Genomic DNA, 23,081 nt, shown 5'->3' with positions numbered 1-23,081 from the left:
ACCAGGTCCACCCTTCCAACTCAGTTGCAGACCAAGTCTACCGTTCCAGCCCAACCGCAGCCGCAACGCCTCATCTTCCAATTTTTTATTCCAGCCCCGCGAACTGCGCCATGTAAAGATCGTAATAAGCACCTTTTTTCTTCATCAGCTCTGCCGGACTTCCCTGCTCTAAGATGCAGCCCTGGTCGATGACAAAAATGCGGTCTGCATTCTGGATGGTCGAAAGGCGGTGTGCAATCACGAAACTGGTTCTGCCGGACAGCAGTGCCTCAATTCCCTTTTGCACAAGAATCTCGGTGTGTGTATCAATACTGGACGTTGCCTCATCCAGAATCAGAATCTTCGGCATCGAGATCATCGTCCGCGCAAACGCAATCAGCTGGCGCTGTCCGATCGAAAGTCCTGCTCCATGTTCCTTCAACTCCGTGTCATACCCTTTTTCCATTTTCATAATGAACTCGTGCGCATTGACGGCCTTCGCCGCAGCGATCATCTCCTCATCCGTAGCGTCAAGCTTTCCATATAAAATATTTTCACGCACAGTGCCGTGGAAAATAAAATTGTCCTGTGTCATGACACCCATCTGCCGCCGCAGGCTTTCGATGGAAATCTTCGTGAGATCGTAGCCATCCACCGAAATGACACCATCCTCAATGTCATAGAATCGACTGATCAGATTCACGATCGTCGTCTTGCCCGCGCCTGTCGGTCCGACAAGCGCAATCGTCTCTCCCGGCTCCACCACAAAACTCACATCGGAAAGCACCTTTGTCTCCGCCGGCGTTCCCTTATCGTATGTGAAGCTGACATGGGAAAATTCCACTCTTCCCTGTACTTCCGGCAGTTCCGTCACGTCCGCCGCATCCACGATATCTGCCTTTGTATCCAGAATATCAAAAATTCGCTCCGCCGCCGTTAAGTTTGTCACCAGATTATTATAAAAATTACTCAGATTCATAATTGGGTTCCAGAACATATTGATGTACGTGCCGAATGCAACCAGAAGTCCGACTGAAACCTTTTCAAAACCGAGAAAGCGGACGCCGACCAGATAGAGCATCATCGCGCCGATTCCCCAACAGAAATCAATCACCGGTCCGAACATATCCGCATAGCGCACCGCGTCCACGAACGACTGCTGATGCTCATCTGTCAGATTTCCGAAAATCTCTCTTGTCTCCTCCTCGGCGCCAAAACTCTGCACCACATTCATTCCCGCAATGTCCTCATGCACATAGGCATTGAGGTTGGATGATTTTTTGCGGAAAATCTGCCAGCGCTTATGCGAGGCAGTCTGCACAAACCAAATGCCGCCGATCATCAGCGGAATCGTGCTGAGTGATGCAAGTGCCAGACGCCAGTCCTTTATCAGCATGATCACCACAACACCGATGACCGTGATCAGTTCCGGAATCAATGTTGTCACTACATTTACCAGAACATCCCGCAGCGAATTCACATCGCCGATGATTCTCGCCAGAATCTTTCCGGTCGGTCTGCTGTCAAAAAAAGAAAACGACAGCGTCTGAATGTGTTCGTACAGATCCTGACGGATGCGCAGCAGAATCTTGTTCGATACCACCGCCATCACGTACATACGGATCTTCACCATAATGATAAAAATAATATTCAGTCCCAGCGCAAACAGACCGAGTCCCATCAGACCTTTCATATCTTTATTTGCAATATAATGGTCGATCGCCTCCTCAATCAGAAGCGGATTGACCAGTGAAATGGCAACCGTCACAGCCATGCAGAGCAGCACGCCGATCAGGATTGCTTTATATTCCAGTAAGTAGGAGAACAACCTTCGGAAAATCTTCTTTTTGTCAGTGTTCTCCATAAATTCATCTTCACGATAGGAATTAACTGCCATGAACTCTCATCCCCTTTTCCTCTATAATAAACATTTTCATTCGCTGCGCCCGCTCGGGCGGCTTCGCCTCCCTCGCTGTACGGCATTCGCCGCATCCCTGCCGTTCGCCTGCTCTCAGCAGCACGCTGCTGGTGCCGGCTCTCCTGCAGAGGCGCTGCTCATTGCTAACGCACCATACTGTGCCATGTAGGTGTCGTAGTACAAGCCTTTCTTTGCGAGAAGCTCCTCGTGTGTCCCGCGCTCCGCAATCTTTCCGTCTGCAAGATAAATAATCTCATCCGCATGACGCACCGCCGAGATGCGGTGTGCAATGATAATCTTTGTCGTATCGCGCAGAGCGTTTAACGTCTGCTGGATCTCATGCTCCGTCTCCATATCAAGCGCCGAGGTCGAGTCGTCAAGCACCAGAATCGGGCCGTGCTTTGCCAGCGCGCGCGCAATGCTGATCCGCTGCTTCTGTCCGCCCGAAAGTCCGACACCGCGCTCCCCGATGACAGTCTCGTACTGTTCATCCATCTTCTCAATGAACCCGCGTGCTTTGGCATCCTCTGCCGCGAGGCGCACCGCCTCCATCTGAAGTTCCTTGCGCTGTCCCATCTTGATGTTCTCCTCGATCGTATCCGAGAAAAGGAACACATCCTGCAAAACAACCGCGATGTTGCTGCGGAGCTGATGCACATCCATATTTCGCACATCCACACCGTCAATCTTCACCGCGCCGTCCGTCACATCGTAAAACCGCTGGAGCAGATTGACGATGGAGGATTTGCCGGAACCGGTCGCCCCCATGATACCGAGCGTCTTTCCTGCCGGAACGGTAACATTGATGTCCTGCAGAATCTTCTGCCCGTCCATGACAAAGCCCGCGTGGTCAAAACAGATCTCTCCCCGGATTTCGTCAAGCACCTTTGGATGCTCGTCGTTTTTGATCTTCGGCTGCTCCGCATAAATCTTGCGGATCTTCTTATAAGATGCCACCGCGGACGACACATCGTTCGTCAGCCAGCCCAGCATCTCCATCGGCCAGGTACAGTTCCTGCTGTACTCCACAAACGCCACCAGCGCACCCAGTGTCATCTCACCGTTCATGACAAAAATACCGCCCAGGATCGTCGAACAAACCGGAAGCACCTTTCCCACAAACGAAAACAGCGGGTAATACTTTGTCAGTACCTTTGCCTGTGAAACATTCAGTTCGTAATACCGGTTGTTGTGGGATAAAAATTTTTCAATCTCATGCTTTTCCCTTGCAAACGCCTTGACTGTGCGCACGCCTGCAAGATTCTCCTCCGCCACAGTTGTCAGCACGGCATTTTCCTCACTGATGTCCTCGTAAATCTTGTCGAGCTTGCGCTCCATGATGATCGCGACCGTACCGCACAGGATCATTGTGGCAAGCGGCACGAACGCCAGCTTCCAGTTGAGCGAAAACATGCAGTACAGTACCATGGACACATGAATGATAACCTCGATGACAAGCATGCCCACATAGCCCATCGCATTCCAGATTTTATCCACGTCATCCTTGACACGCGCCATCAGTTCTCCCGTGTTCGTGTCCTCAAAATATCCCATGGACAGCGACTGGATATGGTCGAACAGATCCTTGCGCATTGCCGATCCGATCTTGGATGCCAGCACGTCGAACGTGAACTCCTTGCAGTAGCCGAAAATACTCCTGCCGATTCCCACGATCACGATTCCAACCAGAAGTTTCGTCAAAAGCTCCAGTTTTCCGCCTATGATGACATCATCCACAATCTGCTGTGTGATCTTCGGATACAGCATATCCAGAACGATCGCCGTCACCATCGAAAATACCGCAAACAGATACCCATACCAATAGCGTCCGATATAGGTGTATAACTTTTTCATTCCCTAATCTCCTCCTTCTTGTCAGTTCCCCGGTGTCACCTTCCTGCAAAACAAAAAAGCGAGGGGGCATCCCGTTACGGATTCTCCTCGCTTTTTGCGTAAAAAAATCCGTGGCATCTTTCGATCACCACGGTCTATCATCAGGAATGGTATTGTCACATTTTCACGCCATCCGCATCTTCTCATACGGCATGTGCATTACTTCTGACCGTTACTCCCCACCGAGGCAATCATATGATTCTGCTTTTTCACTTCCACGACGTTACTTGTAATTCTACTCATAATGCTTACCTCTCTTTCCTTAAAATTTAGATTACATGTTGTCTTACAAAAACCAGTATACGCATACCTCTTTTTAAATGTCAAGAAAATTCTCATAATTTACCATTATAATATTTGATTTCGTGCAAATAATAGGATTAGGAATTACAGTAATTCATTATTGTACTCCTAAATCACACCGGAAGATGTTCCGGGAAAACAGACGACAATATGGAGGGAAAAACCATGAGTGGATCTAGCAATTCTAATTCCGGCACAAACCAGATGGCAGTGCCGCAGGCAAAAGAGGCAATGAACCGTTTTAAGCAGGAAGTTGCAAGTGAGATCGGTGTACCGTTAAAGGACGGCTACAACGGCGACTTGACTTCCGCACAGGCCGGAAGCATCGGCGGCGAGATGGTCAAGAAAATGATCATGAAGCAGGAAGAGCAGATGTCCGGCAAATAAACCGGCTTCTTCTGCCCATTGCACCAAAAACGGGGCTGTCGCTTTAAGCAGGCAGTCCCGTTTGGCATGAGAAGAAATAGGACAAGAGAATCATGCCCTTCGATTTCAGATGGAATGCAGATGGAATATTTTTTGTGAAAAAATGAGAGCATTTCTTTCTGCCGGATATTTGCATCGGATTCCGTGTCTCTTCCACGTTTGGACAATCCGACGGGGACATGTCCGGCACACCAAAGACAATGGGCGGACTTTCTAGCCGCCCTAACTGTACTCCCTCATAGACAATATAAAACCGCGCGAACCGAAACTCGTTGCCATCTGCTATTAAAAACAAGGCAGATGACAATTCAGACATCGGCTTCGCGCGGTTATGTTTTATTGCGACATAAGGATGGCTGATTTATGCCATCCGGTGTTTGGTACTGGTAAGGGCGGCACAAAAGTCCTACAAATTGTCTTCGGGGTGCGGACATGACCCGTGGAGTGTTCCAAACTTGGAAAGACACGGATCATCGCGGATGCAAATATCCGGCTGGTTAGAAATGCCGCATTTTTGAACAGAATTTCCATCTGCATTTCCATCTGAAATCGTGAGGCATGATCTTCTTGTCCTATTACTTATCATTCCATTACGTGTCACGCCAAAAGGGGACTGCCCGTTTCACGCGGCAGCCCCTTTTTTGTGCTCTTTTATTTTTCGTGCATCCAGACGCGCATCTGGTTTAAACCGCGGTTTCCCCATGCAAAATAAGGGATTGCGCGAAGCGTAACCGTTTCTTCCTTCGGCGGTTCCTCGGTGTAGAGTTCCTCCGACGGCACAAGCCGGATCCCCGCCACATCGAGCAGTGTGAGACCGGAAAGCCTGCCTTCCGTGCATACGAGAGCCTTTGCATCCAGTTCTTTTTTTACCGCAAGCGCCTGCAGATTGGCTCCGTTGTCAGCGCCCTCAAAGCAGTAGACCACAGGTCCGCGCATCAGCGCCACGCATCCGACGTCCTCGCGTACATGCGTACTCGCATAAATTTTGCGCACCGGCAGTGGAAAATGAAGTTCCACCTGATCGTCGCTTCCCCATTTTCTGCTGATGTACAAATAGCCATCACGGATTTCTCCGGCAGTATCAAACGCCTCCCCGTTGACCGTCACGCGCAGGTCTTTCACATAAGCCGGGATATGAATGGCAAGTGTAAAGAGTTCGTCGATCTTCGCGGACACATGGTAAGTCACGCTTCCCTCCCACGGGTATGCGCTCTCCACGCGGATGTCCGCCTTGCCGAGCGCCGCCTCCTGTCCCAGAAACAGATGGGAATACACCGCCGTCTCGTCCTCATCCCACGCATATTTTCCAAGGGAGGTCACCATGCGGACCAGGTTCGGCGGGCAGCATGCGCACGCATACCAGCCCGGACGCTCCGGAATCACATGTTTGTAACCGAAAATCTCGCCGGACACACCCGGATTGACCTCCAGCGGATTGACGTAGAAAAACCGCTTTCCGTCGAGCTGCATACCGCTGATGATGCCATTGTAGAGCGCCCGCTCCATCACATCGGCATATCTTCCGTTCTTCTCCGTCTTTAACATATTTCTCGCAAAAAAGACCAGACCGATCGACGCACAGGTCTCCGCATAGTTCATATCGTTCGGCAGTTCATACTCTTTTGTGAATGCCTCGCCCTCCACGGTCGAGCCGATGCCTCCGGTGATGAACATCTTTTTCTGCGTCATATTCTCCCAGAGCCGTCTGCACGCTGCAAACAACTTCTCATCGTGATCCTCCGCCGCAAGATCTGCCATCGCCGTGTACATATATACGGCGCGCACACTGTGTCCCACAGCCTCATCCTGCTCGTAGATTGTCGCATGGCTCTGGTTGTACTTTGTGTCGTCCGGGATCATATTGCCAAAATGCGTCCAGCCCCTGCGCTCGGTCTCCTCCTTAAAGAAGTTCGGATTCTTTCCACGCTCCTCGAGGAAATAGCGCGCCATGTCCTTGTAGGCTTCCTTTCCGGTCGCATGGTACATGCGCATCAGACCGATCTCCACCTCCTGGTGTCCCGGAATGCCCGGAATCTTATCCTCTCCGAACCGGTTCATGATATGCTGCGCCATCCGCTCCATCACGCCGAGCAGCTTGTCTTTTCCGGTCGCCTCGTAATACGCCACTGCCGCCTCCATCATATGGCCTGCGCAGTAGAGTTCATGGCACTCTAACAGATTCTGCCAGCGGTGCTCCGGCTCCTTGATCGTGAAAAATGTATTCAGATAACCGTCCGGCTGCTGTGCCTTTGCGATAATGTCAATGATGTCGTCCGCGCGCTGTTCCAACGCCGCATCCGGCTTGATCACGAGCGAGTACGCCACACCTTCCAGCCATTTTGCCACATCGCTGTCCTGGAATACCATCCCGTAGAACTCACCTTCCATCAGTCCTGCCGCAATGCGGAAATTATCCAGCGCATGGCTCTTCTCCACGCCTTCTTCTTTATCGTTTAATACCCTCTCCTGAAACGGTATCACAGTATCTGTGATCTTTTCCTGCATACCGCTCCAGAACGGGTCTTTGATCCGAATTTGCTGTAATGCAATCTCTTTGCTCATCTCTTTTCCCCCATCAGTTCCGATATTCACGGGTCATTTCCAATTCTCTGGCGAGATCCTCCGGCGTCCTGTACTTGCGGAATACCTTCTCGAGCACATAGTTTTTCACCAGTGCAAACACTCCCGGAAACAGTACAATCAGGCACTGTGTATCGTTGCACATCAGAACAAACAGCACAAACACAGCTACTAAAAGCGCCGACCATCCCAGATTTGCCACCACCATCACAAGCGTCTTCTTCATGGACTCCCGTATGGTTCCCTCAAACCTCGCCATATACGCCGTCAGGTAAAACTCCCACGCCAGCGCCATGGCAGAAAGTACAATAAAAAAATAATACAGCGCACCAAGCGCCGAGCCCTGTGCCAGAAACTGTCTGGTCACCACAAGGTCCGCCGCAAGAAACGCTGCCAGTATTCCCCACAGCAGCCATGCTCCTGTGGTCTGTTTCAAATCCGTTTTCAGAGCCGTGCAATATTCCCGGAATGCATAGCCCTGTCCATGTACAATGCTTTTATTGACCGCATGGTACACCGCCGCTGTGGCGGCTCCCATGGTAACGACCGGAATGCTGCATACAATCCACAGCGCGCCGAGAATCAGGCAGTCCGCCAGTCCTCCCAGTATGCGGAAAACGTTGTTGTTGTAATCAAAAAACTGATTCATATGCCCTCCATTCCGGTCTAAGCCATTCGGTTATTTTTTCAGACGGATGCTTACCACGCTGCATGCCGGAATCTGTACCCGTATGCCGTCCGCCGTCTTCTCGTAATCTGCAAATGCCTGCTCCGTCACCACTTCCGGTGCCTCAAACGTGTTGTGTGCATTCATCGTTCCTGCCACAACACTCGCCTCGCATACGCCGTATGCAGCGCCGTCGTCCGTCAGCTGGATGGTCACATTCTCCGCAGCTTCCAGTGAATTGTTGGTCAGTGTCACCGTGATCACGCCGTCCGCGTTCTCCGATACAGACTCAATCACCTTCGGCAGTTCGTTCTTGCCTGCTCCTACGGTTCCAGCACCGATCAGATCGCTTCTGAGAAGAGTTGCTCCCTGATGATGACGATACATATGGAATACATGATAGGTCGGTGTCTTGATCATCTTCTCGCCGTCGGTCAGCATGACAGACTGGAGTACATTGATGAGCTGTGCGATGCATGCCATCTTCACACGGTCGGAATGTTTGTTGAAGATGTTGAGTGTCATACCTGCCACAAGTGCATCACGCATGGTGTTCTGCTGATACAAAAATCCCGGGTTGGTTCCCGGCTCTACGTCCGTCCAGATTCCCCACTCGTCAACGATCAGACCGATCTTCTTGTCCGGATCGTACTCATCCATAATCGCACCGTGGCGGTTGATGAGTTCGTCCATGAAATAACCTCTCTTTAAGGTCTGGTAGAAAATCTCCTCCGTGAAGTCTGTTGCGCTTCCCTTCTTATTCCAGTCATCCTCCACCTCAGGAAGTGTATAATAATGAAGGGAAAGACCATCCATCATTCCATGGAAACGCGGCTCGCAGTGATCAAAGCAGGTCTCCATCACCTTTTTCGTCCACTCGTAATCATCCACGTTCGGTCCGCAGCAGATCTTTGCGATCGGGTCATTTCCAGCATAGTTTCTCACATATGTCTGGTATCTGCGGTACTCATCTGCATAATGCTGCGGGCGCATATTTCCGCCGCATCCCCAGTTCTCATTGCCGACACCGAAGTAATCGATCTTCCACGGCTCCTCATGACCGTTCTGCTTGCGCAGGTCTGCCATCGGGGATACGCCGTTGAACGTAATGTACTCTACCCACTCGCTCATCTCACGAACCGTACCGCTTCCGAGGTTGCCGTTGACATAGGTCTTGCAACCAAGCTGACGGCACAGTTCAAAGAACTCGTGTGTTCCGAAGCTGTTGTCCTCGACAACGCCGCCCCAGTGTGTATTGATCATTTTCTTTCTGGATGCTTTCGGTCCGATACCGTCCATCCAGTGATATTCGTCTGCAAAGCATCCGCCCGGCCAGCGCAGCACCGGAATCTTCATTTCTTTTAATGCTTCCACCACATCGGTGCGCATTCCGTTGACATTCGGGATATCGGAATCCTCTCCGACATAAAGTCCCTCATAAATACATCTTCCCAGATGCTCCGAGAAATGTCCATAGATTTCCGGAGCAATCGTGCTCATTTTCTTGTCGTTATTGATGACTAATTTTGCCATAGTAACCTCCCGTTATGTATCAGTCCCTTTCGAGTTTTTGCTGTCATTGATTCACATCAGCCCTTTACAGCTCCGGCTGTCATTCCTTCGATGATGTACTTCTGGAAGATCAGGAAAATCACCAGGATCGGCAGGATTCCGAACATGGAACCGGCGATCAGCACATCATAGTTGTTTCCGTACGGCGTCAGCAATGTATTTAATCCGATCGGAAGGGTGAACTTTTCTGCTCCCTTCAGTACCAGAAGCGGCCACAGGATCGCATTCCAGCTTCCCATTGCCTGCAGAATTCCCATGGAGGCGAATGCCGGCTTCGTCAGCGGAAGAATGATTTTTGTCGCAATACCGTACTCTGTCGCACCGTCAATACGCGCCGCATCCAGAAGTTCTCTCGGAAGTCCCGACAGATACTGCCGGAAGAAGAAAATCGTCGATGCGTTACATAGTCCGATGATAATTACTCCGGTGTAGGTATCGATCAGATGCAGTGCAATAATTTCCTTATATAAAGGAAGCATCAGAATCTCAAACGGTACCATCATTGTCGCAATTACAAGGAAGAAGAGGAAATTCTTCAGCTTGAAATTGTACATTGTCAGTCCATATGCCACAAAGTAGCAGATGAACAATGTCAGAACGACCGACACGATCGTAATAACCAGAGAGTTCTTATACCACATAAAATATTTCTGACTGTCCGCATTTCCGGAAAACAGGTACTTATAGTTATCCAGATTCATCGTACGGATATCGAGATCGATCGACAATCCACGGCGGATCAGCTCTGTTCCTGGTCTGAAAGAGGCAAGCAGACCTGCGAATACCGGGAAGATAATAATCAGGCTTAAGACTGCGAAAAATCCTGTGCCGAGAACTGTTCCCACTGTCCGTTTTGTCTTGCCGCTCTTCGGGCCCTTATCGCCCTTTCTGTTCTTCTCATCTGCCATGTTATTTCTCCTCATTCTTAAATGTTCCATTTGCAATCAACTGAACGATATTGATAGCAAGTGCGATCACTAACAGCACCACGCCGACCGCGCATGCATAACCCATATCATTTTTCTCGATTCCACGCTTATACAGGTATCCAACGATGGTGAGTCCGATGTTGTTCGGTGAGTTGTTGCCCGCCCATAACATGTAGGATTCCAGGAACATTGCCAGTCCGGCATAGATGGAAATCGTGAGCACGTAGACCGTCGTCGGCTTCAAAAGAGGAAGCGTCACATAGCGGAACTTCTGCCATGCAGATGCACCGTCAATCTCAGATGCCTCATAGAGGGAGGAGTCGATCGCCTTCAGTCCTGAAAGGAAGTAGAGCATATTAACACCCGTCCATCTCCAACATGCGACTACCAGAAGAGCCGTCATACCTGACCATCCCATTTTCAGCCATTTATAGGTGCCAAGGCCCAGTGCTGCGGTAATAATATTCATCTGTCCTGTCGAATATTCCGTGAACATCAGTCGAAATAATGTACCGGAAATAACCACGGAGGTCAATGCCGGCATATAGAGAATTGCCTTCCACACACCTTTTGCTTTTACCAGACGGCTGTCCATCAGCACTGCAAAAAGCATCGGGAAAGGAATCAAAAGCACCAACGTAAACAGCATGTATTTTGTACTGTTCCAGATTGCCGTGTGGAATACATTATCCTTCAACAACTTCTGGTAATTGGCAAGACCCACCCACTCTGATTTGATTGCTCCGATGTCCTGAAAACTCATTGTCACGGATGTGATCAACGGATAGATCCAGAAAAACGCAAAGCTTAAAATAAAAGGTATGACAAAAATATATGGCGCTACTTTTTCCGAATACAAGAACTTTTTTAACTTCAACTCAACACCCTCTCCTTCTTATGAAAACAGGGATGCCAGAGGAGAACCCTCCAGACATCCCCATTCCCAAAACTTATGTCCTACTGCTCAAGATCGACTGCATCCTGTAACTCCTGGAGAGCATCAGATACATCCATGCCGTCCTCAAGTACCTCATTTAATGTTGTGTTGCATACATACTCGTTGATTGTCGGGCTGATCGCTACAACAGAGATCTTACCGATGTTGTCCATACCGATGGAATTCAATACATCGTACGGATAGTTTCTGAAGTATGCGTTGTACTGGTTGCTGTCGTCATGTGCGAAAGCATCATCTGTCCAGCATGCGGTGTTGCATACGTCGAATCCTAATGTATCCCAGATGTTCTTCTCACCCTCGTCAGACATCTTTGCCCAGCAAAGGAACTCAGCTGCAAGATCTGCGCTCGCAGACTGCTGTGTCACAACGGTACCTGTACCACCGATACCAACGGAGCACTTCTGACCTGCCTCAAATACCGGGCACTTAGCAATGTACCAGTTACCGCTCTCCTCAGGCATATAGTTTGTGAAACGGCTCATGTACCATAATGCCTTCGGGAAAGATACGATGTTGTGATCCAGAATGTTCTGGAAACCAGCCTCAAGGTCTACATGTCCATCCGGAGAAACCTCTGCGAAGCCGCTGTCTAACCAGGACTGCTGCATCTCTAACATTTTCTGAACGGAATCAAGCTGAACGTTTGCCGGATCATCGAATCCGCCGGTCCAGTCATCGCCGTACTCAGCCATTGCCAGCCATAACCAGTCTGTACCGCCTGTATCTACGGATGTGAAGTATTTGCCTTCCTCACCGATTGCTGCCACATACTCATCACCGAGTGCCTGATAATCATCCCATGTAACAACGGAATCAATCTTAGCAGTTACCTCATCCTCAGAAATTCCCATAGCCTCTGCCATAGCTGCCACGTTATAGTACATTACGGTTGCACCTACATGGTACGGAGCTCCATAATAATGTCCGTCCTCCCCTGCGTAGGTATCCATACGTGCTTTAACCATAGTCTCCATGTACGGAGCTGCGTAGTCATCCAGCGGAACCAGCCACTGGTCAAGACCTGCAACCACGTTCGGGAACTGTCCAACCTCTACATCACAGATGTCCGGTGCACCGGTTCCTGCCTGAAGTGCGGTAAGAAGCTTTGTGTGCATATCGCTGTACGGATATGTCGTACATGTGATCTCGATCGTCTGATCCGGATGCTCCTCGTTCCAAACCTCAGCCATCTTGCCGTAATGCTGTCCGTGAAGCTCTACGAATGTCCACATCTCAAGATGTGTTCCGTTCGGATCACCGAATGTGTTGGTAACAACCTCTGACTCTGCGGATTCTGTTGCATCCTCTACAGCGTCCTCTGCTGCTGCCTCTGTGCCATCCCCTGTTGTGCTTCCTGAATTTGAAGCAGTGGTAGAAGCATCAGAGCTTCCACATCCTGCAAACAGGGATGTGACCATTGCTGCGCACATCAGTGCACTGAATACTTTCCTTCTCATATAATTCTTGCCCTCCTCCTTGAATTATAGGATAATAAAATAAGTTGCTAAGATGATCTGAAATTCACATAAGATCTTGTCATAAGCTGGGCTCATTAGCTATTTCGACAATTTCTTTGTTCGATTTCATTTATCTTATGTAGATAATATACAATGCATTTCCTGTGGTGTCAATATTTATTTTATATTTTTCCAAAGTATTTTTGCTTTTCGCTAAATTATACAAAATTATGACCGACATGTCATGTGATAGCGTTCTTGTTTTGTGCAACTTGACATATTGTTTTGTTTTTATTTAAATATTTTTAATTTCATCCTTAATAGTTGACACTTTTCTATAACAATTCTATAATAGGAAACTAATAAAGAACACCTTAACTAGTTCCGTTTTTACAGGAGGATACTCAGGAAATGATTCATATTACTTCCTTAGACGATGGTCTGGAGACATTTAAGGCTCTCGGGTCTGACACACGTATCCAGATTCTTAATATTTTACTTGAAAACGAGCAGATGAGCATGAACCAGCTTGCGACAGAGCTAAACATCAGCAACGGAGCTCTCACAGGTCACGTCAAGAAGCTCGAAGAGTGCGGTCTGATCAATATCTCCAATGAATCTGCCGGACACGGCAATCAGAAAATGTGTTCCGTGACGCAGGACCGCATCATTGTGGACATCAAGAAACCGATTGATTATAAGAATGTATTCGAGACTGAGATCAAGGTCGGACAGTTTTCCAGACATCAGGTGTGGCCGACCTGCGGCATCGCCACCAGCGAATCCGTGATCGGCGAGTTCGACGATATCCGGTACTTTAATCATCCGGATCGTTTTACCGCCAACATTCTCTGGTTCACTAAGGGCTATGTCGAGTATACCATACCGAACCTGATCCCCTCCAACCAGCGGATCACGCAGCTTTCCATCTCGGCAGAGCTGAGTTCGGAGGCTCCCGGCATCGACAACAACTGGCCGTCGGATATCAGTTTTTACATCAACGACACCAAAATCGGCATGTGGACGTCCCCTGGTGACTTCGGCGATGTGCACGGTATGTTCACCCCGCAGTGGTGGCCGCAGAACTGGAATCAGTACGGTCTGTTAAAGCTGTTAGTCATCAATGATTACGGCACCTACATCGACGGTCTTAAGATCTCCGATGTCAGCACGCTCTCGCTTCACCTGGACTACAACAGCGACATCCGCCTGCGTCTCGCGGTCGAGAATGACTCCGAGCATGTCGGCGGCATCACGCTCTATGGGAAATCTTTCGGAAACTACGATCAGGACATCCGTGTCGCCATCAATTATGCGCCGCTTGTCGCTGCGCAGCCGTAGCGGGGGATTTCTTCCGGGCAGTTGTATAGATAGACATTAGCTCTGAAACGGTTGTGGGTGCAGCTGCGGGAGGTATTCTGATCGCAAAATCCGGTATTTCTAACCATACCGCGTCCGGCATCCTTGATGATCTGTGTCTTTCCAAGCTTTGAACACTCCGCAGGATGTGTCCGCAAGCCGGCAGACAATTTTAGGACTTTTGTGTGGCGCTTATTGCCACTGATGAACAAAACATAACCGCGCGAAGCCGATGTTTGAATTGGCATCTGCCTTATTTTCAATAGCAGATGCCAACGAGTTTCGGTTCGCGCGGTTTTATATTGTTTGTGAAGAAGTGGCATTAGCGCCACTAAAAAGTCCGCTCATTGTCTGCGGGTTGCCGGACACACCTGTGGATTGTCAAAGCGTGGCAAAGACACGGAATTTGATGCCGGACGCGGCACGGAAGAAATACTCGCATTTTGCTTTAAAGAATACCTCACGCAGCTGCATCCGCAGCCTCTTTCGTTCTTTTGTTCTCCATACAACTGTCCGGGATCATGTCTCTCCCACTACGGCTGTGCGTCGACTACCGCTTCTTCGGGCTGCGGATACAGCTGCGGCACTACCACTTCTTCTTCGGGCACCGTGACACGGCTGCCACTGCGCGCAGCTCCACATAGCAGCCGCACGCCATGCAGGTTCCGGCATTCAGCTTCCCGCATTCCCGGCAGACCGAGAGTCTGCTCTCATAGACTTCCTCTGTGACCCGGTCCGCCTCTTTGATCGCAGCGCGGTATTTTTCAATCATTTCCATACTGTCCCCCGCCTCGATCATATCCCGAAGCAGACAGCGCGTACACACTCTCTTCTCCATCATCTCATGCCCACATTTCTGAATTTTTACCGGCAATCCTACTCGTCGAACCCGAACACCGGTCGGCCGTCCTGCCATCTGATCTTCATAAGCATTGCGTGACGGTTCGGATTGTACAGCGGGTTGCCCACAATCTCCGTCTCCGTTCTCGCATGGTAGACCATAATGTCATCTCCTGCCTCATCCTTCGTGAAGGAATTATGTCCCGGGCCGTAGATTCCCGCTTTTTCACTGGATGTAAGTACCGGATAGCGCTCTTTTTTCCAGGAGAGCGGATCTAACAGATCTGCGTCTGCATCCGCCGTCATCATACCCATGCAGTAATGCACGCCGGTATCGCTGGCGGAATACGTCATAAATACTTTGCCGTCCTTCTGAATGACCGCCGGTCCCTCATTTACCCAGAAGCCGTGGCGCTCCCAGTCGTAATCCGGCGTTGTCAGAAGAACCTGCACGGAATCCAGCGTGTAGCCGTTCTTCATTCTGGCGATGTAAAGATTGGATATCTGCCTGCCGACTCCCACTTTTTCCGCCCAGATGTAATACCAGCTTCCTTTTACCTCGAAGACGGTCGCATCCAGGGAAAATGCCTCAAACGAGAATTCGTCTCCATCTGCACGGGTCATCTTGCCTTTTTCCACCCACGGATCATGTACCGGATCATCACCCTGGCATTCCAGCACATACGGGCGGATCGCCCAGATGTCGTCCTTATCGCCGCCGGCATAGTAGAGATACCATTTTCCAAAGAGATAATGCAATTCCGGCGCCCAGATATGGATGCTCTGCGGTCCGCTCTCGTGCTTGTGCCATACCTCATGCTCTTCGGCATCCGCCAGATCCGCAAGATGCGCGGCACGGCGCAGAACAATCCTGTCGTATTCCGGCACCGATGCGGTAAAATAGTAGGTTCCGTCCGTGTGACAGTACACATAAGGATCTGCTCTCTGCAGAATCCACGGCTCATTATATTTCAACTGTTTCTCCATCTTTTTCTCCTTATAAAGATCCGGCTGAGCCCTTGCCGGACGCTTTGCTTTTTATTCTGTTTTATTCCGCGATATATTTTACGCCCCAGACACTCTGGTTTCCGCCCACGGCAGAAAATGTCATCACATCGGTGCCTGCCTCGTCTTTCATCTGGCAGAACACGCCGCTGTAGTCCTCTCCGTCAATCGTAATGTGCATATAGTACGTTCCGTCAACAGCTTCCCAGGTTCCCGCTGCCTCTCTTCCGACGACTGTACCGTCAGCATTCAGGTACAGGATCACCGGGTTGGCAATGTCATTGCTGATATTGGTTCCCTGATTGATCACAAAATATCTTCCGACCACGGCATCCGTCTCATAACCGGTACCGCTCACCGTCTCTCCCTGTGTCTGATACGGCAATTCGCACGGCCATCCGTCCTCGTTCATCAGCATCTGATGTACGCGCGGCGAATGATTTTCCGTGCCGTTGTTAAAACGGGTATGGTAGACCAGATACTGTCTGCCGTCCTCATCGATGAATGCAGAGTTATGTCCGGTCGCCATGTACGCGCGCTCTAAGGACGGAAGCTTGTAATTGCCGGTCAGCTTCAGACCGTAAAGCTGATGATCCACATCCGCGGTCGGGTATTCCCCGTTCATATCCACATAATCGCCGTCCACGGTCTTGGAACGGAACACGCGCACCTGATAGCCGCCGCTGCTTGTGAGCGTACCGTAAGATACATACAGGTAATAGTAATCCGTCGCCTCGTCATAGAGGATGTAAGGTCCCTCAATTGATTTGTGTCCGCCTCCGAGCAGACGCTTTCCGTAGTAGGCATCCACATTGTGTTCCTCGTCCGCCTCCGGATGAATCACCTGTCCGGTCGCCGGATCCAGCTCCAGCAGGAAAATACCGCCGCTCCAGGAACCATAGACCATCCACATGCGGTCGTCGGCATCGTAAAATACCGTCGGGTCGATCGCATTCGGATATTCCTCGAAGTTATAACTGTTGTTTCTCACATATTTTTTTAATGCATATTCCTCGTCGACATAATCCAGCACATCGGTTCCTGCGATTGTGTCCTTGTCAAAACCGGAATAGATGAGCGCTCCCTGCCACTCGTAAGGTCCCTCGATCGTCTCGGATGTCCCGTAGCACAGGTTCGATGCATTCCAGGTGGATGTTGTGCAATAGTACATGTAATACAGTCCGGTCGTCTTGTTATAGATTACATCCGGTGCCCAGACATGTGTTTTCTTATCATCTGTCTGAATCAGGCTGTTCTTGCTGCCGGCGTAGGCGAACGCCTCGTCTGCCACATCATAAATCTGACCGTAAACCGGATTCGTCTTGTTGTATCCGTCTGCAATGGACTCCCAGTGCAGCAGATCGTCACTTTTTGCTGCCGACATATGGGAACCGAAGATATAATAAGTTCCGTTTTCCTCATAGATTGACGGATCATGTACCGCCACCCCGGAGGAAACGTCCCCGGTCTGAATCCCGTCGTAGCTCACCGTAAAATTGTAATCGGTATTCTCCGGCGTCTCAGACTCCGTCACATTCTCTGCCGCCTCTGTCGTTCCGCAGGCAGCAAGTCCGGCGGTCATTGCCGCCACAAGCAGAACAGAAATGGTTCTCCTTCCATTTCGCATAAAAAAACCTCCCATGATCTTCATTGCCCAGCTTTAGCTACAATATATCAGATAACAGGAGGTAATACAATATTTATTTTTAGTTTTATTAAAGTATTTTATATTTTATCAAAGTTTAATTCAAATAAAAGGTTGCCGCCTTCTTATCGCTTCCGTCGGTGAGCACCAGTTTGCCGTCCTGCAGCGTCAGATATTGTCCCGGCATGAGCACGCTCTCAAAGGAAACTCCCTTCTTGTCGGACAATCCCTCCATCGTGTGGAATGTCTGCGCCTGCGCCGTCTCCTCCGCGGCATCCACATCCTGTGCCAGCACAACGGTGCCGTCTGTCTGTGCTGTCAGGTACAGTCCCGACTTGTTCTCGGACTGGATGGACACGTAATATTCGTTGGATGCATCCGCCTTTCCGTCACAGAGCACCCATTTCTCATCCGTCGACAGATCTCCGAGTCCGGTTCCGACCTTGACATTTTTCATCGGATAATCCACATCCGCCGATGAATTGACGAATCCCTCGTGCGAGAGCAGCGCCCCGTCGCCCGCCGCGGACTGTAACGTCACTGCGGTACCGGCAAGTCCCGCCGTCGTCTCCTCGAAGTAATCGATGCTGCCGTCGTCATTGAAATGCAGCTCCGTGATGCATGCGCTTCTGCGGTAACCGTTGCCTCCCGGCAGCGAGCCGTTGTGATAGGCAAAATACGTCTTGCCTTTAAAATCAAAGACCGCCATATGGTTCGTGTTCGAGGTCGAAGTCGGGTACATTATGACATTGCCGAATGTCCAGTCACCGCTGGTTAAATCCGGCGCTGTCGCATATGCCATGCATTCTCTCCACCCGTACGCGTAAAACAGATAATAATCTCCGTAGTAGTTGCCCTGTTCATCCGATCTGCGGTACAGCCACGGCGCCTCGGTGTAATTCTCAATGCCGCCCTTCTGATACATGATGTCCGCATCGTCAAACGAAGTACCACTGGTAATCTCCCCGTCTCCGTTCATATCCTTGACTGAAATCATATCCTCATTGAGCTCGCACATGAAAAACATGCCGTTGCCCCACGCCAGATACCGGTGCTCCTCACCGTTTTCATCCGTCTCCACCCACGCCGTCGGATCAATGTCATTGAAGGTGGAAAGCTGCGGCTTCGTCACAGAACCGCGCACAAGCGGTTCTCCGATATCGACAAACGTGCCCGTCGGACTGTCCGCCACCGCCACACCGATCGACTGCTTGCCGGATTTATCCCAGCTGCAGTAGTACAGATAATACTTGTCGTTGTATTTCATGACCTGACTTGCCCAAGCCGATACATCATCCTTCGCCCAGTCCACGGTATCCATCGTCATGACGGTTCCCTCAGACTTCCAGTTCACCAGATCCGTGGAGGAATAACACAGATATTCCGGTATCTCATAAACGGAATTCGCCACCTGTTCGTCCGTCGACGCGTCGTGTCCCGTGTACAGATACACGGTATCTCCGTCCACCAGCACCGATGGATCTCCGCCATAAATCCGCTCTCCGCCGTCATCCGTTTTTACAATCGGATTGCTGCTCTCCGTCCTGGCAAGCGCCACCTCTTTTGCCTCGCCGCAGCCAGTCAGACCTGCCGCCATAACCAGCGATGCCGCCACTATTCCATAACCATACATCCCCGGGTTTTTCCGTGCACTCTGCCGCTTCCAGCTCCCCCGCCATCTTTTCGTCGTCCTGTCTGTAAACATTTCCTTCTCCTTTTACCGATCTCAGACGTTCTCTGCACCGAGCCCCGTTTTCACCTGCAGATTACCATTTACCTGTAACGCTTCCATCGTACGACTTGTATGGTCATGTACACAAGTTGTATTTTATGGAGCTGCCGCTTTCCGTGTCCTGCCCCTTTAGCGATAAGTAATATTATAAAAAGTACCTGATACAGATTTCGGATGGAACTGCATATGAAACATTCGTTGGAGAAAAATGTGTGTATTTCTTCCAGTCGGATGACTGCATCTGATTCCGTGTCTCTTCCACGTTTGGACTCTCCCGGAGTGTGTCCGACAAGCCACAGACAATGAGCGGACTTTCTAGTGTCCCTAATGGCACCGCTTCACAGACAATATAAAACCGCGCGAACCGAAACTCGTTGGCATCTGCTATTGAAAATAGGGCAGATGCCAATTCAGACATCGGCTTCGCGCGGTTATGTTTTGTTCATTGGTGCCATAAGGGACACACAAAAGTCCTAAAATTGTCTGTTGGCTTGCGGACACAGTCCGTAGAGTGCTCCAAACTTGGAAAGACACGGATCATCGCAGATGCAGTCACCGGCTGGTTAGAAATGCCGCATTTTTTGAACAGAATGTTCCATAGGCATTCCACCCGAAATCGTAACGGTGTACTTCTCATAATATTACTTATCGCTAAAAGGAGCAATACACGGAAAGCGGCAGCCCCATAAAACACGCCGCATGGAGGACGCTGTCAGACACTTATTACTGCACCACGTGATATACCAGTCCGTCCTTGATGTGCTCCACTGCCGCATCATCCGCAAAATAGCGGACAATCTCGAGCGCAAACGGAATTGCAGTTCCCATTCCGCGGCTTGTGATGATGTTTCCGTCCACAACCACGGCGTCCTCACTCGTTGCCGCACCCGTCAGCTTTTCCTCAAACCCCGGATGGCAGGTTGCGCGTCTGCCCTCCAGAATACCGGCAGCTCCGAGAACACTCGGCGCCGCGCAGATGGCTGCCACCAGTTTTCCCTCGCCCGCAAACTTCTTAATCACTTCGTTTACCGTCGCATGGTCGAGCAGATGCAGTGTTCCCGGCATTCCGCCCGGCAGCACGATTCCGTCAAGTGCGCCATAATCCACTTCTTCCGCTACGGCGTCCGCCAAAAAGGTCACGCCGTGGGAACTGGTCACTTCTCTTTTTCCGTTCACGGAGATCATCGTAATGTCCATCTTCGCGCGGCGCACAATATCCACCACGGTCAGTCCCTCAATCTCCTCACATCCGTCTGCCATAAAAATTCCAATTTTACTCATCATAATTCTCCTCTTTTCTTTTTCTTCGCTTTCACTTTTGCATTCACTATATTACGCAATGCACGCTCGAAATGCTGCGCATTCCTCGCTGTCGGGCTTTCGCCCTATCAAAAGAGTACCACACTTTGCAAAAACGTGCTATGATAGAATCAATACACAATCAATGCATCAGCATGTCTGCCGCCAGCCGGAACACTCCCTGCGGCAGCCGGAAAGGAATTCACATGGAAATCGAACGCAAGTATCTCGTCAAGATCCTGCCGGACCACTTGGAGCAGTACCCCTGCAGGCAGATTGAGCAGGGCTATCTGAGCACGAACCCGGTCGTGCGCATCCGACGCAGCAATGACCGCTATATTCTGACTTACAAGGGAAAAGGACTCATGGTCCGTGAGGAATATAATCTTCCCCTGAACGAAGAGTCCTTCACCCATTTAAAAGAAAAAATTGACGGTCTTCTGATTCAGAAGCGCCGCTATCTGATTCCGCTCGCGGAAAAATATACCATTGAGCTGGATGTATTTGAGGGAGCGCTTGCCCCGCTCGTGCTCGCGGAAGTCGAGTTTGAGACTGAGGAGGAAGCGAATACGTTTGTCCCGCCCGAGTGGTTCGGCGAGGACGTCACGTTCTCCACAAAATACCACAACAGTACCTTAAGCCAGCGCACCTTTTCTTCCTGAACCGGGGCATCAGCCCAGGCGCCCCGCCTCCTTTAACAGGCGGTACAAAGTCGGATCCAGATGGAACTCCTCCATCATGCGCTCCACCTCGCCGAGGTACCGCTTGCGGACGGCGGCAGGCACGATCGCTCTCGCCGCATCGGATCCGCCTTTTTTCACTGCGCGGATCAGAAGGTTCTTCGGCGTATGGGCAAAGTCTACAAATTCCAGCACCTGCGTCTTATAGCCGCAGCACTCAAGCAGATTCGCGCGGATTGCGTCCGTGGCAAGTGCCGCAAAGCGCTCCTTAATAATTCCGTAGCGCGTCATCAGTCCCAGATCCTCCGACTGGATCTGTCCGTTTAATTCATGCTGGCAGCACGGCACGGAAAGAATCATGCGCGCGTTCCACATGATGGCGTTGTACAGTGCATAATCCGTCGCAGTGTCGCAGGCGTGAAGCGTCACCACCATATCCACCGGCGCATCCGTGCGGTATCCGTTAATGTCTCCCACCTCAAAATGCAGATTCTCATAGCCGTACTTTTTCGCGGCGGCATTGCAGTTCTTAATCACGTCCGCTTTCAGGTCAAGCCCTGCAATCTGCACGTTTCTTTTCTGAATCTCCGTAAAATAGTAATACAGCACGAATGTCAGGTAAGATTTTCCACAGCCAAAATCAATGATGTGAAGTGTTTCTGATGTATCGTCCCCGACCGCATCACCGACCATCTCCAAAAAACGGTTGATCTGCCGGAACTTGTCATACATCGTGCGCACGACTTTTCCTTCGGGTGTAAACACTCCCATATCCACAAGCGGTTCTATCGGCGTTCCCTCCTCCAGAATATACTGCTTTTTGCGGTTGTGGCTCCCGCTTGCCTTTGCCGCCGTCTGCACATTCTTTTTCGTCTTGTAGGTTACTTTTCCCTTTTGGGAACACAGATATATATGCTCTGCAGCATCATCCCAGGCATTGACCTGCAGATACTGCCCCACGGCCGTTTTCCCCAGATATTCCGCCAGCTTCTCGGGCGGTATGTTCTCGTGAAATACCTGTTTTTCCGTATAGGCTGCCGCCTGGTAATAGGATTCCTTGCGCTCAATGACAATCCGGCGGTAAGGGATCTCCCCACCCGCCGGTTTGCTGATAATGATTTTATATGGTTTGGCCTGCGCAATCGCAGATAATTTTTCCTTCTGTTCTTCCATGTACTCTCCTGCTCTCGTATCTGGTCAGCGCATCCGCTGCGTCTCGTAGCGCTGCTTTGTGCGGATGCAGGCTTTCAACTGCTCATAGCGGTCCGCCACCGGTCCCTCCGGAATCACAACATCCAGCACAACCGCCATGCTGTTGATGAGATGGTCGTCCACCTCATCCCGCATCGACACCAGAATATTATATTTTTCTTCCAGCGTATCAGCGTCAAAAAACTGCATCAGCTTCGGATTCACCTCATCGGAAAGCGACTGCTCCATCTGGCTTACCCGGATCTGATCCGTCAGCTCTTCTGCCTCCGTCTCCTGCACCTCGTCCGCAAACGATGCCGTCGCCTGTGCCTGCTTCCGCGCCTCAGCCCGCTCCATGCGTCCGCTGCCAGCGCCCGCAAGTTCGCTCCGGTCCACGCGTTCAAAACGGTAGGTCTGCGCCGCATCCGGATATTTTTCACGATCGACCTCGCTCACAAACATGGTGAGCGGTCTCGCATATACCTGATAATCTCCGTAGAGAGCCTGATAAATGACCAGTTTTTCTCCGGTCTCCGAATGTGTTGCCACTGCGATGACCTGATAAAGTCTGTTTTTAAAGTGACGATAGATCTCCCCGCTCTGCGGGATTCTCACTCTTTCCATTCCTGTAACCTTCCTTCTGTCCCT

General features: G+C 50.4%; 19 protein-coding genes. 3 read left to right on the top strand and 16 right to left on the bottom strand.

Annotated elements, in window-relative coordinates; all coding sequences use genetic code 11:
• Positions 1 to 85 precede the first annotated feature (85 nt).
• Together RHOM_RS03200 and RHOM_RS03195 are read right to left on the bottom strand one after the other, a co-directional pair.
• Complete coding sequence (locus tag RHOM_RS03200) at positions 86 to 1,876, bottom strand: ABC transporter ATP-binding protein (RefSeq protein WP_014078813.1); 1,791 nt, start codon at positions 1,874 to 1,876, stop codon at positions 86 to 88.
• A 114-nt stretch (positions 1,877 to 1,990) separates the two neighbouring features.
• Positions 1,991 to 3,751, bottom strand: coding sequence for an ABC transporter ATP-binding protein (locus RHOM_RS03195; RefSeq protein ID WP_014078811.1), 1,761 nt, complete (start codon positions 3,749 to 3,751; stop codon positions 1,991 to 1,993).
• 507 nt (positions 3,752 to 4,258) lie between these two features.
• Here RHOM_RS03195 and RHOM_RS03190 point away from each other — a divergent pair.
• Positions 4,259 to 4,480: an alpha/beta-type small acid-soluble spore protein gene (locus RHOM_RS03190; RefSeq protein ID WP_014078810.1), complete on the top strand. Its 222-nt coding sequence runs from the start codon at positions 4,259 to 4,261 to the stop codon at positions 4,478 to 4,480.
• Positions 4,481 to 5,170: 690 nt separating this feature from the next.
• Here RHOM_RS03190 and RHOM_RS03185 read toward each other — a convergent pair.
• The 6 genes from RHOM_RS03185 to RHOM_RS03160 form a co-directional block, all read right to left on the bottom strand.
• Positions 5,171 to 7,081, bottom strand: coding sequence for a glycoside hydrolase family 127 protein (locus RHOM_RS03185; protein WP_044024804.1), 1,911 nt, complete (start codon positions 7,079 to 7,081; stop codon positions 5,171 to 5,173).
• Positions 7,082 to 7,094: 13 nt separating this feature from the next.
• Positions 7,095 to 7,748: a DUF624 domain-containing protein gene (locus tag RHOM_RS03180; protein ID WP_014078807.1), complete on the bottom strand. Its 654-nt coding sequence runs from the start codon at positions 7,746 to 7,748 to the stop codon at positions 7,095 to 7,097.
• Positions 7,749 to 7,778: 30 nt separating this feature from the next.
• Positions 7,779 to 9,299: an alpha-N-arabinofuranosidase gene (locus RHOM_RS03175; RefSeq protein ID WP_014078806.1), complete on the bottom strand. Its 1,521-nt coding sequence runs from the start codon at positions 9,297 to 9,299 to the stop codon at positions 7,779 to 7,781.
• Between the two features lie 56 nt (positions 9,300 to 9,355).
• Positions 9,356 to 10,246: a carbohydrate ABC transporter permease gene (locus RHOM_RS03170; protein ID WP_014078805.1), complete on the bottom strand. Its 891-nt coding sequence runs from the start codon at positions 10,244 to 10,246 to the stop codon at positions 9,356 to 9,358.
• A 1-nt stretch (position 10,247) separates the two neighbouring features.
• Entirely contained in the window at positions 10,248 to 11,144 is an 897-nt protein-coding gene (locus RHOM_RS03165) for a carbohydrate ABC transporter permease (protein ID WP_014078804.1), read from the bottom strand.
• An 80-nt stretch (positions 11,145 to 11,224) separates the two neighbouring features.
• A complete protein-coding gene (locus RHOM_RS03160) occupies positions 11,225 to 12,682 on the bottom strand; it encodes an ABC transporter substrate-binding protein (RefSeq protein WP_014078803.1) in 1,458 nt (485 codons plus the stop codon).
• A 411-nt stretch (positions 12,683 to 13,093) separates the two neighbouring features.
• On the opposite strand from RHOM_RS03160, the gene RHOM_RS03155 reads away from it, so the two are divergent.
• Positions 13,094 to 14,023: an ArsR/SmtB family transcription factor gene (locus RHOM_RS03155; RefSeq protein WP_014078802.1), complete on the top strand. Its 930-nt coding sequence runs from the start codon at positions 13,094 to 13,096 to the stop codon at positions 14,021 to 14,023.
• Here the strand turns inward: RHOM_RS03155 and RHOM_RS17815 are convergent.
• The 6 genes from RHOM_RS17815 to RHOM_RS03130 all read right to left on the bottom strand — a co-directional run bounded on the left by RHOM_RS17815 (position 13,993) and on the right by RHOM_RS03130 (position 20,544).
• A complete protein-coding gene (locus tag RHOM_RS17815) occupies positions 13,993 to 14,289 on the bottom strand; it encodes a hypothetical protein (RefSeq protein ID WP_143761662.1) in 297 nt (98 codons plus the stop codon). The two genes, RHOM_RS03155 and RHOM_RS17815, sit on opposite strands and share 31 nt — an antisense overlap.
• 338 nt (positions 14,290 to 14,627) lie before the next feature.
• Positions 14,628 to 14,882 carry a DUF6171 family protein gene (locus RHOM_RS03150; protein ID WP_014078800.1) on the bottom strand — a complete coding sequence of 85 codons (255 nt, stop codon included), beginning with the start codon at positions 14,880 to 14,882 and terminating at the stop codon, positions 14,628 to 14,630.
• 35 nt (positions 14,883 to 14,917) lie between these two features.
• Positions 14,918 to 15,868, bottom strand: a complete 951-nt coding sequence (locus RHOM_RS03145; RefSeq protein ID WP_014078799.1) for a glycoside hydrolase family 43 protein — start codon at positions 15,866 to 15,868, stop codon at positions 14,918 to 14,920.
• A 61-nt stretch (positions 15,869 to 15,929) separates the two neighbouring features.
• Positions 15,930 to 17,513, bottom strand: a complete 1,584-nt coding sequence (locus RHOM_RS03140; protein ID WP_014078798.1) for a glycoside hydrolase family 43 protein — start codon at positions 17,511 to 17,513, stop codon at positions 15,930 to 15,932.
• Positions 17,514 to 17,628: 115 nt separating this feature from the next.
• Positions 17,629 to 19,236 (bottom strand): family 43 glycosylhydrolase, encoded by a 1,608-nt coding sequence (locus RHOM_RS03135; protein ID WP_014078797.1) that lies wholly within the window; start codon positions 19,234 to 19,236, stop codon positions 17,629 to 17,631.
• 750 nt (positions 19,237 to 19,986) lie between these two features.
• Positions 19,987 to 20,544: a DJ-1 family glyoxalase III gene (locus tag RHOM_RS03130; RefSeq protein ID WP_014078796.1), complete on the bottom strand. Its 558-nt coding sequence runs from the start codon at positions 20,542 to 20,544 to the stop codon at positions 19,987 to 19,989.
• Between the two features lie 224 nt (positions 20,545 to 20,768).
• Between RHOM_RS03130 and RHOM_RS03125 the strand changes: the two genes are divergently transcribed.
• A complete protein-coding gene (locus RHOM_RS03125) occupies positions 20,769 to 21,224 on the top strand; it encodes a CYTH domain-containing protein (protein ID WP_014078795.1) in 456 nt (151 codons plus the stop codon).
• Between the two features lie 9 nt (positions 21,225 to 21,233).
• Here RHOM_RS03125 and RHOM_RS03120 read toward each other — a convergent pair whose 3' ends face one another.
• Positions 21,234 to 22,415, bottom strand: a complete 1,182-nt coding sequence (locus RHOM_RS03120) for a class I SAM-dependent methyltransferase (RefSeq protein ID WP_014078794.1) — start codon at positions 22,413 to 22,415, stop codon at positions 21,234 to 21,236.
• A gap of 24 nt (positions 22,416 to 22,439) precedes the next feature.
• On the bottom strand, positions 22,440 to 23,057 hold the full coding sequence (locus RHOM_RS03115) for a DUF1653 domain-containing protein (protein ID WP_014078793.1): 618 nt from the start codon (positions 23,055 to 23,057) through the stop codon (positions 22,440 to 22,442).
• Positions 23,058 to 23,081 lie beyond the last annotated feature (24 nt).

Source organism: Roseburia hominis A2-183 (assembly GCF_000225345.1).
GTDB lineage: Bacteria > Bacillota > Clostridia > Lachnospirales > Lachnospiraceae > Roseburia > Roseburia hominis.
This window is presented reverse-complemented; position numbering and strand designations above follow the sequence as displayed.

Coding starts and splice junctions, on each gene's coding strand:
- RHOM_RS03175 (WP_014078806.1), bottom strand. CDS start 9,299: ATGGCAAAATTAGTCATCAATAACGACAAGAAAATGAGCACGATTGCT.
- RHOM_RS03190 (WP_014078810.1), top strand. CDS start 4,259: ATGAGTGGATCTAGCAATTCTAATTCCGGCACAAACCAGATGGCAGTG.
- RHOM_RS03140 (WP_014078798.1), bottom strand. CDS start 17,513: ATGCGAAATGGAAGGAGAACCATTTCTGTTCTGCTTGTGGCGGCAATG.
- RHOM_RS03200 (WP_014078813.1), bottom strand. CDS start 1,876: ATGGCAGTTAATTCCTATCGTGAAGATGAATTTATGGAGAACACTGAC.
- RHOM_RS03130 (WP_014078796.1), bottom strand. CDS start 20,544: ATGAGTAAAATTGGAATTTTTATGGCAGACGGATGTGAGGAGATTGAG.
- RHOM_RS03155 (WP_014078802.1), top strand. CDS start 13,094: ATGATTCATATTACTTCCTTAGACGATGGTCTGGAGACATTTAAGGCT.
- RHOM_RS17815 (WP_143761662.1), bottom strand. CDS start 14,289: ATGCCAATTCAAACATCGGCTTCGCGCGGTTATGTTTTGTTCATCAGT.
- RHOM_RS03180 (WP_014078807.1), bottom strand. CDS start 7,748: ATGAATCAGTTTTTTGATTACAACAACAACGTTTTCCGCATACTGGGA.
- RHOM_RS03145 (WP_014078799.1), bottom strand. CDS start 15,868: ATGGAGAAACAGTTGAAATATAATGAGCCGTGGATTCTGCAGAGAGCA.
- RHOM_RS03170 (WP_014078805.1), bottom strand. CDS start 10,246: ATGGCAGATGAGAAGAACAGAAAGGGCGATAAGGGCCCGAAGAGCGGC.
- RHOM_RS03160 (WP_014078803.1), bottom strand. CDS start 12,682: ATGAGAAGGAAAGTATTCAGTGCACTGATGTGCGCAGCAATGGTCACA.
- RHOM_RS03185 (WP_044024804.1), bottom strand. CDS start 7,081: ATGAGCAAAGAGATTGCATTACAGCAAATTCGGATCAAAGACCCGTTC.
- RHOM_RS03150 (WP_014078800.1), bottom strand. CDS start 14,882: ATGATGGAGAAGAGAGTGTGTACGCGCTGTCTGCTTCGGGATATGATC.
- RHOM_RS03135 (WP_014078797.1), bottom strand. CDS start 19,236: ATGTTTACAGACAGGACGACGAAAAGATGGCGGGGGAGCTGGAAGCGG.
- RHOM_RS03120 (WP_014078794.1), bottom strand. CDS start 22,415: ATGGAAGAACAGAAGGAAAAATTATCTGCGATTGCGCAGGCCAAACCA.
- RHOM_RS03115 (WP_014078793.1), bottom strand. CDS start 23,057: ATGGAAAGAGTGAGAATCCCGCAGAGCGGGGAGATCTATCGTCACTTT.
- RHOM_RS03195 (WP_014078811.1), bottom strand. CDS start 3,751: ATGAAAAAGTTATACACCTATATCGGACGCTATTGGTATGGGTATCTG.
- RHOM_RS03125 (WP_014078795.1), top strand. CDS start 20,769: ATGGAAATCGAACGCAAGTATCTCGTCAAGATCCTGCCGGACCACTTG.